The 15,344-nt window shown below is 63.7% G+C and carries 11 protein-coding genes; 7 read left to right on the top strand and 4 right to left on the bottom strand.

The window, feature by feature from the left end; genetic code table 11:
• Positions 1 to 234: 234 nt before the first annotated feature.
• Together ABZO33_RS03660 and ABZO33_RS03655 are read right to left on the bottom strand one after the other, a co-directional pair.
• Positions 235 to 1,455, bottom strand: coding sequence for a CaiB/BaiF CoA transferase family protein (locus tag ABZO33_RS03660; RefSeq protein WP_414534872.1), 1,221 nt, complete (start codon positions 1,453 to 1,455; stop codon positions 235 to 237).
• 15 nt (positions 1,456 to 1,470) lie between these two features.
• Positions 1,471 to 2,652 (bottom strand): acyl-CoA dehydrogenase, encoded by a 1,182-nt coding sequence (locus tag ABZO33_RS03655; protein WP_023630017.1) that lies wholly within the window; start codon positions 2,650 to 2,652, stop codon positions 1,471 to 1,473.
• A 163-nt stretch (positions 2,653 to 2,815) separates the two neighbouring features.
• Here ABZO33_RS03655 and ABZO33_RS03650 point away from each other — a divergent pair, with 163 nt between their 5' ends.
• The 5 genes from ABZO33_RS03650 to ABZO33_RS03630 all read left to right on the top strand — a co-directional run bounded on the left by ABZO33_RS03650 (position 2,816) and on the right by ABZO33_RS03630 (position 8,721).
• On the top strand, positions 2,816 to 3,715 hold the full coding sequence (locus tag ABZO33_RS03650) for a LysR family transcriptional regulator (RefSeq protein ID WP_414534871.1): 900 nt from the start codon (positions 2,816 to 2,818) through the stop codon (positions 3,713 to 3,715).
• A 438-nt stretch (positions 3,716 to 4,153) separates the two neighbouring features.
• Positions 4,154 to 5,275: a Re/Si-specific NAD(P)(+) transhydrogenase subunit alpha gene (locus ABZO33_RS03645; protein WP_414534870.1), complete on the top strand. Its 1,122-nt coding sequence runs from the start codon at positions 4,154 to 4,156 to the stop codon at positions 5,273 to 5,275.
• A gap of 11 nt (positions 5,276 to 5,286) precedes the next feature.
• Positions 5,287 to 5,601 carry an NAD(P) transhydrogenase subunit alpha gene (locus ABZO33_RS03640; protein ID WP_008097413.1) on the top strand — a complete coding sequence of 105 codons (315 nt, stop codon included), beginning with the start codon at positions 5,287 to 5,289 and terminating at the stop codon, positions 5,599 to 5,601.
• Positions 5,602 to 5,603: 2 nt separating this feature from the next.
• Complete coding sequence (locus ABZO33_RS03635; RefSeq protein ID WP_414534869.1) at positions 5,604 to 7,040, top strand: NAD(P)(+) transhydrogenase (Re/Si-specific) subunit beta; 1,437 nt, start codon at positions 5,604 to 5,606, stop codon at positions 7,038 to 7,040.
• A 187-nt stretch (positions 7,041 to 7,227) separates the two neighbouring features.
• Positions 7,228 to 8,721 carry an acetyl-CoA hydrolase/transferase family protein gene (locus ABZO33_RS03630; protein ID WP_414534868.1) on the top strand — a complete coding sequence of 498 codons (1,494 nt, stop codon included), beginning with the start codon at positions 7,228 to 7,230 and terminating at the stop codon, positions 8,719 to 8,721.
• Positions 8,722 to 8,813: 92 nt separating this feature from the next.
• Here the strand turns inward: ABZO33_RS03630 and ABZO33_RS03625 are convergent, their stop codons facing one another.
• Positions 8,814 to 10,481 carry a putative bifunctional diguanylate cyclase/phosphodiesterase gene (locus tag ABZO33_RS03625; RefSeq protein ID WP_414534867.1) on the bottom strand — a complete coding sequence of 556 codons (1,668 nt, stop codon included), beginning with the start codon at positions 10,479 to 10,481 and terminating at the stop codon, positions 8,814 to 8,816.
• A gap of 256 nt (positions 10,482 to 10,737) precedes the next feature.
• Between ABZO33_RS03625 and rep the strand changes: the two genes are divergently transcribed.
• Together rep and ABZO33_RS03615 are read left to right on the top strand one after the other, a co-directional pair.
• Complete coding sequence (gene rep / locus ABZO33_RS03620) at positions 10,738 to 12,747, top strand: DNA helicase Rep (RefSeq protein ID WP_414534866.1); 2,010 nt, start codon at positions 10,738 to 10,740, stop codon at positions 12,745 to 12,747.
• 63 nt (positions 12,748 to 12,810) lie between these two features.
• Entirely contained in the window at positions 12,811 to 13,383 is a 573-nt protein-coding gene (locus ABZO33_RS03615; protein ID WP_011536381.1) for a xanthine phosphoribosyltransferase, read from the top strand.
• Positions 13,384 to 13,484: 101 nt separating this feature from the next.
• Here the strand turns inward: ABZO33_RS03615 and ABZO33_RS03610 are convergent, their stop codons facing one another.
• The gene (locus ABZO33_RS03610; RefSeq protein ID WP_414534865.1) at positions 13,485 to 15,344 is read right to left on the bottom strand and encodes an acetyl-CoA hydrolase/transferase C-terminal domain-containing protein; all 1,860 of its coding nucleotides are present in this window, start codon (positions 15,342 to 15,344) and stop codon (positions 13,485 to 13,487) included.

The raw sequence follows: 15,344 nt of genomic DNA, 5'->3' as shown, positions 1-15,344 counted from the left end.
AACTGCCTTTTTCACCGCTGCCGATCGTAAGACCGAAGCACCTCCGCAACCCTCTTAAACAATCAACTCATTGATATTCAAGGAGTTTTTCGTTCCGATGTCGCTGGAAGTGGGGCGCATTATAAGGGGATCTGAGAGGGCGTCAACCGTTAATTTCATAAAACCTTCAGATTGTTGAAAGGCAAAGCGGGGCGGCCTGCCSGCCGCCCCGCTTCTTTCTATCTATAGCGCGTATTACAGCACGCCTGCGCCCCGAAGCTCCTGTACCGCTTCCCCACTCAGCCCCAGCACATCCATCAGCACCGCCTCGGTGTGCTCCCCCAGCAATGGAGGCGCATGCCGATACTCCACCGGCGTCTCCGACAACCGGATCGGGCTGGCCACCTGCGGCACGCTGCCCGCCAGCGGATGTGGGACGTTCACCGCCAGCCCACGCGCCAATACCTGCGGATCCTGGAACATCTGCGCCAGGTCGTTGATCGGCCCGCATGGCACGCCTGCCTTCTCCAGCTCACTCACCCACTCGGCCGTGGTCTTGAACACCGTGGCCTGGCGAATCAACGGAATCAGCTCGGCGCGATTGGCCACCCGCTGTTTATTGGTGGCAAAGCGCGGGTCATCCGCCCAGTGCGCCTGCCCGGCCACTTCCGCGAACTTGCGGAACTGCCCGTCATTGCCCACGGTAAGAATGAAGTTGCCATCGGCCGTCGGGAAATCCTGGTACGGCACAATATTCGGATGCGCATTGCCCAGTCGACGAGGCGCGGTACCGGTGGTGAGGTAGTTCATTGCCTGGTTGGCCAGGCAGGCCACCTGCACATCCAGCAACGCCATATCGATATGCTGGCCCGTCCCCGCCTGATCACGATGCGCCAAGGCCGCAAGAATCGCCACGGTGGAATACAGCCCGGTCAGGATGTCAGTGAGTGCCACCCCAACCTTCATCGGCCCCGCGCCCTCCTCGCCCTCCGGGCGCCCGGTGAGGCTCATCAGCCCGCCCAGCCCCTGGATCATGAAGTCGTAGCCAGCACGCTTGGCATATGGCCCGGTCTGGCCGAAGCCGGTGATCGAGCAATAGATAAGCTTCGGGTTGATGGCCTTCAGGCTTTGGTAATCCAACCCGTAGGCCGCCAGACCACCCACCTTGAAGTTCTCGATGACGATATCCGACTTCGCCGCCAGCTCGCGCACCAGGCGCTGACCTTCGGGTTGGGTGAAGTCGATGGTCACCGAGCGCTTGTTGCGGTTGGCCGACAGGTAGTAGGCCGCCTCGCTGGTATTCTCGCCCTGGGCATCGCGCAGGAAAGGCGGCCCCCAGGAACGGGTGTCGTCACCCGCGCCGGGACGCTCCACCTTGATTACATCCGCCCCAAGGTCAGCGAGGATCTGACCGGACCAGGGGCCGGCCAATACCCGGGAAAGATCCAGCACCCGCAGATGGGAAAGCGCGCCCATGGCCTGGCTCCTCTATTAATAGAACGCCTGGATGCCGGTCTGCGCACGCCCAAGGATCAGCGCATGCACGTCGTGAGTGCCTTCATAGGTGTTGACCACCTCGAGGTTGACCAGGTGGCGGGCGACGCCGAACTCGTCGGAGATACCATTGCCACCCAGCATGTCCCGCGCCAGGCGAGCGATGTCCAGGGCCTTGCCGCAAGAGTTGCGCTTCATGATCGAGGTGATCTCGACCGCCGCGGTCCCTTCGTCCTTCATCCGGCCCAGGCGCAGGCAGCCTTGCAGGGCCAGGGTGATCTCGGTCTGCATGTCAGCCAGCTTCTTCTGGATCAACTGGTTGGCAGCCAGCGGGCGGCCAAACTGCTGACGATCCAGGGTGTATTGGCGAGCGGTGTGCCAGCAGGCCTCGGCGGCACCCAGCGCGCCCCAGGAGATGCCGTAGCGGGCCGAGTTCAGGCAGGTGAACGGGCCTTTGAGGCCACGCACGTCAGGGAAGATGTTCTCTTCCGGCACAAACACGTTGTCCATGACGATCTCGCCGGTGATCGAAGCACGCAGGCCGACCTTGCCATGGATGGCCGGAGCGCTGAGGCCGTCCCAGCCTTTCTCCAGCACGAAGCCGCGGATATCGCCGGCATCGTCCTTGGCCCAGACCACGAACACATCGGCGATCGGGCTGTTGGTGATCCACATCTTGCTGCCGCTCAGGCGATAACCACCGTCGACCTTGCGGGCACGGGTGATCATCGAGCCCGGGTCGGAACCATGGTTGGGTTCGGTCAGGCCGAAGCAACCGATCCATTCGCCACTGGCCAGCTTCGGCAGGTACTTCTGCTTCTGTGCCTCGGTACCGAACTCGTTGATCGGCACCATGACCAGCGACGACTGCACGCTCATCATCGAGCGGTAGCCGGAGTCGATACGCTCCACCTCACGGGCGATCAGGCCGTAGCACACGTAGTTCAGGCCGCTGCCGCCGTACTGCTCGGGAATGGTCGCGCCGAGCAGGCCGACTTCACCCATCTCACGGAAGATCGCCGGATCCGTCTGCTCATGGCGGAACGCCTCCAGCACACGAGGTGCCAGCTTGTCCTGGGCGAACTGATAGGCGCTGTCACGGACCATGCGCTCTTCTTCAGTGAGCTGCTGATCCAGCAGCAGCGGGTCGATCCAGTTGAAGCTTGCCTTGCCAGCCATGTGCGGATTCCTCGAAAGATGGGAACGAATTGTTGTGCTGGATTGATCCTAGGCCTGTTTGGTGTGAGGGACAAACGAGGATTGCGCACGGTTTAGTGATATTTTCTCACTTCGTAATCATCAAACCGCCCTGCTCAGCGCCCGACATGTGAGGTTCACGTACATGCGCCGCAAGATCCCCAGCACTACCGCCCTGGTCTGCTTCGAGGCGGCCGCACGTCACGAGAGCTTCACCAAGGCCGCCCAGGAACTGGCCCTGACCCAGGGTGCCGTCTGTCGGCAGATCGGTAGCCTGGAGGCCTTCCTCAATGTCGAACTGTTCCGCCGCTCTCGCCGGGGCGTGAAGTTGACCGAAGCCGGGCTCTCCTACAGTCGCCAGGTAGCTGCACAGCTGGATGCGGTGGAGCGCGACACGCTTTCGGTGATGCGCCAGCAAGGCGCCAATGTGATCGAACTGGCGGTGGTGCCGACCTTCGGCACCCAGTGGTTGCTGCCGCGGCTGAAAGACTTCCAGCAGCGTCACCCGGAGGTCACGGTCAACCTGACCAACCGCACCCGCCCCTTCCTGTTCGCCGACACGCCCTTCGATGCCGCCATCTACTTCGGCGACGCCGATTGGTCGGGCACCCAGTCCCACCGACTGATGGGCGAGAACCCCATGCCGGTGTGCAGCCCTTCCCTGCTGGAAGGGCAAGCCAGCCTCGACGCCCAGCGCATTGCCGGCTTGCCGCTGCTGCAGCAGACCACCCGCCCCTATGCCTGGCGGCAATGGTTCGACGGCTTGGGGATGAGCGTCGAACGCGACATGACCGGCCCGCGCTACGAGCTGTTTTCGATGCTCGCCCAGGCCGCCATGCATGACATGGGCATTGCGCTGATTCCACCGTTCCTGATCCAACGCGAGCTGCAGGAGGGTCGACTGGTGGTCGCTAACAGGCATGCCCTCTGCAGCGACAAGGCCTACCATCTGATGATCCCCGAGCGGAAGGTCGAGTCCGCCTCGCTCCGGGCGTTCCGCGACTGGCTGGTGGCGCAGGCGCAACAGTACACCGCTACGAAATAGGCTGAAACGAGCAAAGCTGACCCCGTAGTCAATTATTTTAAACACCTACAGATATATGGATTTGTCGCAAATCCGTAATCTGTTCCGTTCACCCTGAAAAACCTAGCAACCCTAGTTACTGCGCGGGTTTGCAGCTGATTTTGCGACATTCAGCAAACTGAGAACGAAAATAGCGGAATTTTTTTCAAATTTTCTCCTAAGCTCCGCATAGCGCGTGCTTGACGGGTTGAGGGCAAATCGTTGCGACATACGGTCACAGGGTGACTTGTAGTTTTAACTTCGTTTCGCTTCAGAACCGGTTGAAGGCCCTCGGGTTCGTCTGCAAAATGCCTCCCCCGCCCCGGATCCGGCGGGGTCGTGCTCTACGACCACCCAGCCGCACCAGCCGAAGTGCGCTGGTTCCTATAAAGACAAAAGGTCACCGCAGGAGACAAAGTCGTGCACATTGGTGTTCCTCTCGAGACGCAGACGGGTGAGACAAGGGTCGCCGCGACCCCGGAAACCATCAAGAAACTGGTTGGTCAGGGCCATCAGGTCACCGTGCAACGGGGGGCAGGGCTCAAGGCCAGCATTCCGGACAGTGCCTATGAGGCCGTGGGCGCCAACCTGGGCGAAGCCGCCGACGCCTTCGGCGCGCAGCTGGTGCTCAAGGTGGTCGCGCCCAGTGACCAGGAACTGGCGCTGATCAACAGCGCCAGCCTGCTGGCAGGCATGCTCAACCCGTTCAACAACGAACTGATCGCCAAGATGGCCGAGCGCGGCATCACCGCCTTCGCCCTGGAGGCCGCACCGCGCACCTCACGCGCGCAGAGCCTCGACGTGCTGTCGTCGCAAGCCAACATCGCCGGCTACAAGGCCGTGCTGCTGGCAGCCCACCACTACCCGCGCTTCATGCCCATGCTGATGACCGCCGCCGGCACCGTGAAGGCCGCCCGCGTGCTGATCCTCGGCGCCGGTGTGGCCGGCCTGCAGGCCATCGCCACGGCCAAGCGCCTGGGCGCGGTGATCGAGGCGTCCGACGTGCGCCCGGCAGTGAAGGAGCAGATCGAGTCGCTCGGCGCCAAGTTCATCGACGTGCCCTACGAGACCGACGAGGAACGCGAGTGCGCCGAAGGTGTGGGCGGCTACGCCCGGCCGATGCCAGCCAGCTGGATGCAACGCCAGGCCCAGGCCGTGCATGAGCGTGCCAAGCAGGCGGACATCGTCATCACCACCGCGCTGATCCCCGGACGCAAGGCACCGACGTTGCTCAGCAGCGAAACCGTGGCGCAGATGAAACCCGGCTCGGTGGTCATCGACCTGGCTGCGGCACAAGGTGGCAACTGCCCGCTGACCGTGGCGGACCAGGTGGTGATGGAGAACGGCGTGACCATCGTCGGCCCGACCAACCTGCCGGCCCAGGTCGGCGCCGACGCCTCGGCGCTGTACGCGCGCAACCTGCTGGACTTCATGAAGCTGCTGTTCGACAAGGACGGCAACCTGGTCATCAACCTCGAAGACGACATCGTCGCCGCGTGCCTGATGTGCCGCGACGGCCAGGTCGTGCGCAAGAACGGCTGAGGAGCACGACAATGGAAGACATGCTGATTTCCCACGGCATCTACAACCTGATCATCTTCGTGCTGGCCATCTACGTGGGCTACCACGTGGTGTGGAACGTCACCCCGGCCCTGCACACGCCGCTGATGGCGGTCACCAACGCCATTTCCGCGATCGTCATCGTCGGCGCCATGCTGGCTGCCGCGCTGACCGTCACCCCGGCCGGCAAAGTCATGGGCACCCTGGCCGTGGCGCTGGCCGCGGTCAACGTGTTCGGTGGCTTCCTGGTCACCCGCCGCATGCTTGAGATGTTCAAGAAGAAAACCAAGAACGAGGCGCAGAAGTAAGCATGAGCATGAATCTGGTAACGCTCCTCTACCTCGTCGCCTCGGTGTGCTTCATCCAGGCGCTCAAGGGCCTGTCGCACCCGACCACTTCGCGGCGCGGCAACCTGTTCGGCATGATCGGCATGGGGATCGCCATCCTCACCACGGTTGGCCTCATCTATAAGCTTGGGGCTGAGCTTGCGACAGCGGGTATCGGCTACGTGATCGTCGGCCTGCTGGTCGGTGGTACTGCCGGTTCGATCATGGCCAAGCGCGTCGAGATGACCAAGATGCCGGAGCTGGTCGCCTTCATGCACAGCATGATCGGCCTGGCCGCAGTGTTCATTGCCATCGCCGCCGTGCTCGAACCACAGTCGATGGGCATTGTTGCTGCCATCAGCGACCCGATCCCCACCGGCAACCGCCTCGAGCTGTTCCTTGGCGCGGCCATCGGCGCCGTCACCTTCTCAGGTTCCGTGATCGCCTTCGGCAAGCTGTCGGGCAAGTACAAGTTCCGCCTGTTCCAGGGCGCACCGGTACAGTTCGCCGGCCAGCACAAGCTGAACCTGATCCTGGGCCTGGCGACCATCGCCCTGGGGCTGCTGTTCACCTTCACCGGCCACTACAGCGCCTTCACCCTGATGCTGGCCCTGGCCTTCGTCATGGGCGTGTTGATCATCATCCCGATCGGCGGCGCCGACATGCCGGTGGTGGTGTCGATGCTCAACAGCTATTCGGGCTGGGCGGCGGCGGGTATCGGTTTCTCGCTGAACAACTCGATGCTGATCATCGCCGGCTCCCTGGTCGGCTCCAGCGGTGCGATCCTCTCGTACATCATGTGCAAGGCGATGAACCGTTCGTTCTTCAACGTGATCCTCGGCGGCTTCGGTGCCGACGTCGATGCCGGCGCCGCGACGGGTTCGAAAGAGCAACGTCCGGTGAAGTCCGGCTCGGCCGACGACGCCACGTTCCTGCTGAGCAACGCCGACAGCGTGATCATCGTCCCGGGCTATGGCCTGGCGGTGGCCCGCGCCCAGCACGCGCTCAAGGAGCTGACCGAGAAGCTGACCCACAACGGCGTGACCGTGAAGTACGCGATCCACCCGGTAGCGGGGCGCATGCCCGGGCACATGAACGTGCTGCTGGCCGAGGCCGAGGTCCCGTACGACCAGGTGTTCGAGATGGAGGACATCAACGCCGAGTTCGGCCAGGCCGACGTGGTTCTGGTGCTGGGCGCCAACGACGTGGTCAACCCGGCGGCGAAGAACGATCCGAAGTCGCCGATCGCCGGCATGCCGATCCTCGAGGCCTTCAAGGCCAAGACCATCATCGTCAACAAGCGCTCCATGGCCAGCGGCTATGCCGGCCTGGACAACGAACTGTTCTACCTGGACAAGACCATGATGGTGTTCGGTGACGCCAAAAAGGTCATCGAGGACATGGTCAAGGCCGTGGACTGACCCAGCCTTTCCCATATAGAAGCGCATAAGGCCCCTGGGGAAATATTCCCAGGGGCCTTTTCATTTGCTTGATCCAGATCAACGGCTCTACTTCCGGCCTTCGCCTACGACCATGGTCGCGGGACGGTTGCGGGCGAAATCTCTAGACTGCGCTCCCAGTAGCTTCAGTAGCCTGAGATAACAATCCATGTACCGTGATCGTATCCGCTTGTCCTCCCTGCACAGCAAGGTAATGAGTGCGGCTGACGCCGCTGGCCTGATCGAGGACGGCATGACCGTCGGCATGAGCGGCTTCACCCGCGCCGGCGAAGCCAAGGCCGTGCCCCACGCACTGGCCGAGCGCGCCAAGCAGTCGCCGCTGAAGATCAGCCTGATGACCGGCGCCAGCCTGGGCAACGACCTGGACAAGCAACTGACCGAAGCCGGCGTACTCGCCCGGCGGATGCCGTTCCAGGTCGACAGCACCCTGCGCAAGGCCATCAACGACGGCAAGGTGATGTTCATCGACCAGCACCTGTCGGAAACCGTCGAGCAGTTGCGCAACAAGCAACTGACCCTGCCGGACATCGCGGTCATCGAAGCAGTGGCGATCACTGAGCAAGGCCATATCGTGCCGACCACTTCGGTGGGCAACTCGGCCAGCTTCGCGATCTTCGCCAAGCAGGTCATCGTCGAGATCAACCTGTCGCACAACGCCAACCTCGAAGGCCTGCACGACATCTACATCCCGACTTACCGCCCGACCCGCACGCCGATCCCGCTGGTGAAGGTCGACGACCGCATCGGCAGCACCGCGATCCCGATCGACCCGGCGAAGATCGTCGGCATCGTCATCAGCGACCAGCCGGACTCGCCGTCCACCGTACTGCCGCCCGATCATGAGACCCAAGGCATCGCCGACCACCTGATCGCCTTCCTCAAGGGCGAGGTGGAGGCCGGGCGCATGAGCAACAACCTCGGCCCGCTGCAGGCCGGCATCGGCAGCATCGCCAACGCGGTGATGTGCGGCCTGATCGAGTCACCGTTCGAAAACCTGACCATGTACTCCGAAGTGCTGCAGGACTCGACCTTCGACCTGATCGACGCTGGCAAGCTGAGCTTCGCCTCGGGCAGCTCGATCACCCTGTCGAGCCGTCGCAATGCCGATGTGTTCGGCAACCTGGAGCGCTACAAGGACAAGCTGGTGCTGCGTCCGCAGGAGATCTCCAACCACCCCGAGGTGGTGCGTCGCCTGGGCATCATCGGCATCAACACGGCGCTGGAGTTCGACATCTACGGCAACGTCAACTCGACCCACGTCTGCGGCACCAAGATGATGAACGGCATCGGCGGCTCGGGCGACTTCGCCCGCAACGCCCACCTGGCGATCTTCGTCACCAAGTCGATTGCCAAGGGCGGCGCGATTTCCAGCGTGGTGCCGATGGTCAGCCATGTCGACCACACCGAGCATGACGTGGACATCCTGGTGACCGAGGTGGGCCTGGCCGACCTGCGCGGCCTGGCGCCGCGCGAGCGCGCCCGGGTGATCATCGACAACTGCGTGCACCCGGACTACCGCGCCGCGCTGAACGATTACTTCGAGCGCGCCTGCCAGCGTGGCGGGCATACTCCGCATATCCTGCGCGAAGCCTTGAGCTGGCACGAGAACCTGGAAGAAACCGGGCGCATGCTGGCGGGTTGATCCAATGGCAACAGGGCGCCGCTGACGCGGCGCATCGCCGGCAAGCCGGCTCCCACAAGGACAGCGCTACACCTGTGGGAGCCAGTTTACCCCTAAAGAATCTGCACCTGGCTCGGGCTCGGCACCTGCAACAGGTACTCGATCAACGCCTCCACCGGTAACGGCCGACTGACCAGGAAACCCTGCACCTGGTCGCAACCGAATGCCCGCAGCAACGCCAGTTGCTCCTCACTCTCCACCCCTTCTGCCACCACCTCCAGGTTGAGGTTGTGTGCCAGGTTGATCATCGCGTGGACCAGCTTGGCGTTCTCTTCGCGTTGCTCCATGCCGCCGACGAAGCTGCGATCGACCTTCAGCAAGGTGATCGGCAAGCTGTTCAGGTGCACGAACGATGAAAAGCCGGTGCCGAAGTCATCCAGCGAGAAGCGCACCCCCAGGCGCCCGAGGGCATCCATGGTCTGGCGGACCAACTCGTTGCGCCGCATCACGGCGGTCTCGGTCAGCTCGAACTCCAGCCAGCGCGCATCGACCCCGTGCTCGACGATCAGCCGGCTCAGGGTTGCCAGTAACTGACTGTCCTGGAACTGGCGGAAACTCAGGTTCACCGCCATGTGCAGCGGTGCCAGGCCACGTTCGCGCAGGGCCTGCATATCGCTCAGGGCCCGCGAGATCACCCAGTAACCCAGTGGCACGATCAACCCGCTCTGCTCGGCCAGCGGCACGAACTCGCTCGGTGCCAGCAGGCCGCGCTCGGGATGGTTCCAGCGCACCAGCGCCTCTAGTCCGACGATACGACCATCGGCAAGGTTGAGCCGCGGCTGGTAGTGCAGCTCCAGCTCGTCGCGGCGCAAGGCGCGGCGCAGCTCGCTTTCCAGGTCGGCGAGGCTGCGGGCGTTGCGATTGATACGCTCGTTGAATACGTGGAAGGTGCAGCCCTGGCTGCCCTTGGCCTGGCGCATGGCGATGTGGGCGTGCCACATCAGCGGGTCGGCGCCCGCCTGGGCGCGGGCGTGGGCGATCCCCAGGCTGCAGCCGAGTAGCAGGCTCTCGCCGTCGATCCAATAGGGCTCGGTCAGCGCCTCGGTGATGCGCTCGGCCATCCACTCGGCGCGGTTGGGGTCACGCCGGGTGTCGATCAACAACGCGAACTCGTCGCTGCCCAGGCGCGCCAGTTGGTCGCTCGCCTCCAGCTGGTGCTTCAGGCGGGCGACCACCTGCAAGATCAGGCGATCGCCCCCCTGGTGGCCGAGGGCGTCGTTGACGTGGCGGAAGTTGTCCAGGTCGAGGTGGCCGAGGGCCAGCCCGCGGCCTTCGTTCTCGGCCAAACGTGCGGTCAGCAAGGCCTGGAAGCCCTGGCGGTTGGCGATGCCGGTCAGCGGGTCTTGCTCGGCCAGGCGCTGCAAGGTGGCTACCAGCACGCCACGCTCACGCACATGGCGCAGCGAGCGACGCAGCGTGTCGGTAGTCAGTTGCGCCAGCACCAGCCAATCGCTTGCGCCCAACGGTGCAGTGACGGGCTCCTGCTCGAGCAGCAGGATCGTCGGCAGCTCGCAACGCCCCGGCGCGGGCTGCAGCTCGGGCGTGGCCAGCACCACGGCCTGGCGGTCGTTGGCGAACAGGCTGTCCACCGCCGCCCAGTTCGGCGCGGTCAGCAGCACGACGCTGCCACCCATCGGTTGCAGGCACTCGCGCAGGTGCACGGCCCACTCCGGCTCATCAGCCAACAGCAGCAAACGCAGGGGTTCGACAGGCGTGGACAAGCGGGCTCCTTAGATGTGGGCGGTGGAACGGCGAGCGCGGGCAATCCTACCCGATTAATTGGAAATGATTTTCACTTTTAGTCATTGCCTGTCCCTGGCCACCATCCCGACGCAATCTGACGTGCATCCTGCGCGAAAGTAGCAGATGCGGCAAATCCGATTCGCGCCCTGCATCACAACGTCAGACGGTCGCGCATTAACCACCGCATGCCTGCTAGAATGCGCGGCTATTTTCTGGTTACCCCCGGTTTCTAGCATGTCCCGACTCAATCCCCGGCAACAGGAAGCCCGCGACTACGTCGGCGGCCCTCTTTTGGTGCTCGCCGGTGCAGGCTCCGGCAAGACCAGCGTGATCACGCGCAAGATTGCCCACCTCATCCAGAACTGCGGTATCCGTGCCCAGTACATCGTCGCCATGACCTTTACGAACAAGGCCGCGCGCGAGATGAAGGAGCGAGTCGCCACCCTGCTGCGCCCGGGGGAAGGCCGTGGCCTGACCGTGTGCACCTTCCACAACCTGGGCCTGAACATCATCCGCAAGGAGCATGACCGCCTGGGCTACAAGCCGGGGTTCTCGATCTTCGACGAGTCCGACATCAAGGCATTGCTGTCGGACATCATGCAGAAGGAATACTCCGGCGACGACGGCATCGACGAGATCAAGAACATGATCGGTGCCTGGAAGAACGACCTGATCCTGCCGCCCGAGGCCCTGGAAAAGGCGCGCAACCCGCGCGAGCAGACCGCCGCCATCGTCTACACCCACTACCAGCGCACGCTCAAGGCGTTCAACGCGGTGGACTTCGACGACCTGATCCTGCAGCCGGTGAAGCTGTTCCAGGAACACCCCGACGTGCTCGAACGCTGGCAGAACCGCGTGCGCTACCTGCTGGTGGACGAATACCAGGACACCAACGCCAGCCAGTACCTGCTGGTGAAGATGCTGATCGGCATGCGCAACCAGTTCACCGTGGTCGGCGACGACGACCAGTCGATCTACGCCTGGCGCGGCGCCCGCCCCGAGAACCTGATGCTGCTCAAGGAGGACTACCCCTCCCTGAAGATCGTCATGCTCGAGCAGAACTACCGCTCCACCAGCCGCATCCTGCGCTGCGCCAACGTACTGATCGCCAACAACCCGCATGCCTTCGAAAAGCAGCTGTGGAGCGAGATGGGCATCGGTGACGAGATCCGCGTGATCCGCTGCAAGAACGAGGAAGCCGAGGCCGAGCGCGTGGCCATGGAAATCCTCACCCTGCACCTGCGCACCAACCGTCCGTACAGCGACTTCGCCATCCTCTACCGCGGTAACTACCAGGCCAAGCTGATCGAATTGAAGCTGCAACACCACCAGGTGCCGTACCGCCTGTCTGGCGGCAACAGCTTCTTCGGCCGCCAGGAGGTCAAGGACCTGATGGCCTACCTGCGCCTGCTGGTGAACCCCGACGACGACAATGCCTACCTGCGCGTCATCAACGTGCCGCGCCGCGAGATCGGCTCGACCACGCTGGAAAAGCTCGGCAACTATTCCACCGAGCGCGGCATCTCGATGTATGCCGCCAGCGAGGAGATGGGCCTGGGCGAGCACCTCGACGCCCGCTACACCGAGCGCCTGCAGCGCTTCAAGCACTGGCTCGACGGGGTACGCCACAAAGTCGCCCTGGACGACCCGATCGCCGCGCTGCACGAGATGATCCGCGACATCGACTACGAGAACTGGATCCGCCAGCAGACCGCCAGCGACAAGGCCGCGGAGTTCCGCATCAGCAACGTCTGGTTCCTGGTCGAAGCGCTGAAGAACACCCTCGAGAAGGACGAAGAGGGTGAGATGACCATCGAGGACGCCATCGGCAAGCTGGTGCTGCGCGACATGCTCGAGCGCCAGCAGGAAGAGGAAGAGAACGCCGAGGGTGTGCAGATGATGACCCTGCACGCCTCCAAGGGCCTGGAATTCCCTTACGTGTTCATCATGGGCATGGAGGAGGAGATTCTCCCCCACCGCTCGAGCATCGAGGCCGACACCATCGAGGAAGAACGCCGCCTGGCCTATGTGGGCATCACCCGCGCGCGCCAGACCCTGGCCTTCACCTTCGCCGCCAAGCGCAAGCAGTACGGCGAAATCATCGACTGCACACCGAGCCGGTTCCTGGATGAACTGCCGCCGGACGACCTCGCCTGGGAAGGCCTGGACGATGCGCCCGTGGAAGTCAAAGCCGCGCGCGGCAACAACGCCCTGGCCGATATCCGGGCGATGCTCAAACGCTGATCAACCATTACTCTTAAACTTTGCCGCTTCTTGCGGCCACCTTTGTTACATCGGAGACACACAGTGGAAGCACTGCAGCAGAAGATTCGCGAAGAAGGCATCGTGCTTTCCGACCAGGTACTCAAAGTCGATGCGTTTCTCAACCACCAGATCGACCCTGCGCTGATGCAGCTGATCGGTGACGAGTTCGCCCGCCTGTTCGCCGACTCCGGCGTGACCAAGATCGTCACCATCGAAGCCTCGGGCATTGCCCCGGCGGTGATGACCGGCCTGAAGCTCGGCGTGCCGGTGATCTTCGCCCGCAAGCACCAGTCACTGACCCTGACCGAGAACCTGCTGACTGCCTCGGTGTACTCCTTCACCAAGCAGACCGAGAACACCGTGGCCATCTCGCCGCGCCACCTCAACAGCAGCGACCGCGTGCTGGTGATCGACGATTTCCTGGCCAACGGCAAGGCGTCCCAGGCGCTGATCTCGATCATCAAACAGGCCGGCGCCACCGTGGCGGGTCTTGGCATCGTCATCGAGAAGTCGTTCCAGGGCGGCCGCGCCGAGCTGGACAGCCAGGGCTACCGTGTCGAATCGCTGGCCCGGGTGAAGTCGCTGGAAGGTGGCGTAGTGACCTTTATCGAGTAAGGCCTCCGTGGGAGCGGGCTTGCCCCGCGATGGCGTCAGATCAGACAAAGATTTTGCCCGACCTGACGCCATCGCGGGGCAAGCCCGCTCCCACGTGTTGGTTACTGGGTCGCATGCAACCCCGCCAGCAGCAACCGCTGGTACAGCTCCTCCTTCAGCCCCCTCGGCTGATCCAGCTGCATGCGCAGCAGATGCGCCTCATACCCCTCAGGCCCAGGCGCATCCAGCGCAGCCCTGCCCAGCTCCAGCACCTCGCTGAGCTTGAACTTGCACTTCAACCAGTTCAGCGCCCGCAACAGGTCGCGTTCCTCAGCCGTGAAGTCGCTGCCCAGCGGGTACTCCGGGAACAACCGCCCATGCCGCGCGCGAATCGCCTCCAGGCGCTCGGGGGTGTTGTCGCGGTAGCGCTCGTCGAGCTCGAAGTCCTTTGCCAGCTTGCCTGCCGCCTTGGCCTGCTCCGTCAGCGCAGCCTGGAAGCGTGAATCACTGATAGCCAGCAACCGCGCAATCACCTCGCTGTCGGTCTGCCCACGCAGGTCGGCGATGCCGTATTCGGTGATCACGATGTCTCGCAAGTGCCGGGGTATGGTGCAGTGGCCGTAGGTCCAGTAGAGGTTGGAGGTCACCTCGCCCCCGGCCTCGCGCCAGCTGCGCAGCAACAGGATCGAGCGACCGCCCTCGAGCGCGTGCCCCTGAGCCACGAAGTTGTACTGCCCACCCACACCACTGAGTACCCGGCCATCCTCGAGCTGGTCGGCGACACCGGCACCCAGCAAGGTCATGCCGAATACCGTATTGATGAAGCGCGCATCCCGGCGCTGACGGCGCTTGCGCTCCTCCTGGCCGTACAGCTCGTTGATGTAGCTGATGGCGGTCATGGCAAAGCGTGCGCGCTGCTCCAGCGGCATCTCGCGCAGGCGCTGGTAGAACGCCCGAGGGCCAAGGAAGAAGCCGCCATGCACCAGCACGCCTTGCTCGTCGGCCGGGCGGCGCACCACCCCGGCTTCGGCCAGGGCAAGCAACCCGTTGACGAACATTTCGCTGCAGCCATACAGCCCCTGGGCGAAGGTATCCAGCCCCCCTTCCCGCTCGATCAGTGCCTGCCATGGGCCGATGTCCAGCTCATCGAGCAGCGCACGATAGCCTTCGTTGTCGCCCTGGCGCGCCAGCAGCGCCGCCGCTACCGCATCGCCCATGGCGCCGATGCCGATCTGCAGCGTGCCGCCGTCGCGCACCAGGGTACTGGCATGCAGGCCGATGCAATGGTCCTGGGTGTTAACCGGCATGTTTGGCGTGGAGAACAACCGGCGACTCTCGGGCTGGTCGATCAGCAGGTCGAACTGTTCCAGGCCCAGCTCCGCGTCCCCTGGCATGTAGGGCAGTTCGTCATGGACCTGGCCAAGCACCAGGATGGTCTCGCCCTCAGCACGGCGCCGGGCGACCATCGGCAGCAGGTCGAGGGTGATATCGGGGTTGCAGGCCAGGCTCAGGTGATCGGGCCGCTCGGGCGTGGCTGCCACCAGCTGTGCGATCAGGTTCAGGCCCTTGGCGTTGATATCCCGTGCGGCATGGCTGTAGTTGCTGCTGACGTAGTCCTGCTGCGCCGCGTCGCTGTGCAGCAGGCTGCCGGGCTGCATGAAGAACTGCTCGACGCGGATGTTCGGCGGGAGCTTGTCGGCACGCAGGTCGCCCAGGTAGGCGAGCTCCTCATAGTCGGCGAATACACGCTCGACGAAAGGCTCAAGGAAGCGCCGTTGCAAGCCATCGCCCAACGGCGGGCGGCCGAGGGACAGGGCGGTGTAGAGGGTCAGACGACGCTCAGGCAACTCGCGGATGCGGGCGTACAGCGCGTTGACGAAGGCGTTGGGTTTGCCCAGGCCAAGCGGCAGGCCCATGTGAATATGGCTGGGCAGTCGGGCCAGGGCCTGGTCGACAGCCTGGTCGATGGAGCAGCGATACAT

Source organism: Pseudomonas sp. CAM1A, assembly GCF_047501685.1.
Taxonomy (GTDB): Bacteria; Pseudomonadota; Gammaproteobacteria; order Pseudomonadales; family Pseudomonadaceae; genus Aquipseudomonas.
Note: the sequence above shows the minus strand (reverse complement) of the source record. Positions and strands in the feature narration are given on the sequence as shown.

What these genes read in the sequence shown, in the direction of transcription:
- ABZO33_RS03660 (WP_414534872.1), bottom strand. Translation starts at nt 1,455, where the DNA reads ATGGGCGCGCTTTCCCATCTGCGGGTGCTGGATCTTTCCCGGGTATTG.
- ABZO33_RS03655 (WP_023630017.1), bottom strand. Translation starts at nt 2,652, where the DNA reads ATGGCTGGCAAGGCAAGCTTCAACTGGATCGACCCGCTGCTGCTGGAT.
- ABZO33_RS03650 (WP_414534871.1), top strand. Translation starts at nt 2,816, where the DNA reads ATGCGCCGCAAGATCCCCAGCACTACCGCCCTGGTCTGCTTCGAGGCG.
- ABZO33_RS03640 (WP_008097413.1), top strand. Translation starts at nt 5,287, where the DNA reads ATGGAAGACATGCTGATTTCCCACGGCATCTACAACCTGATCATCTTC.
- ABZO33_RS03635 (WP_414534869.1), top strand. Translation starts at nt 5,604, where the DNA reads ATGAGCATGAATCTGGTAACGCTCCTCTACCTCGTCGCCTCGGTGTGC.
- ABZO33_RS03630 (WP_414534868.1), top strand. Translation starts at nt 7,228, where the DNA reads ATGTACCGTGATCGTATCCGCTTGTCCTCCCTGCACAGCAAGGTAATG.
- rep (WP_414534866.1), top strand. Translation starts at nt 10,738, where the DNA reads ATGTCCCGACTCAATCCCCGGCAACAGGAAGCCCGCGACTACGTCGGC.
- ABZO33_RS03610 (WP_414534865.1), bottom strand. Translation starts at nt 15,344, where the DNA reads ATGTATCGCTGCTCCATCGACCAGGCTGTCGACCAGGCCCTGGCCCGA.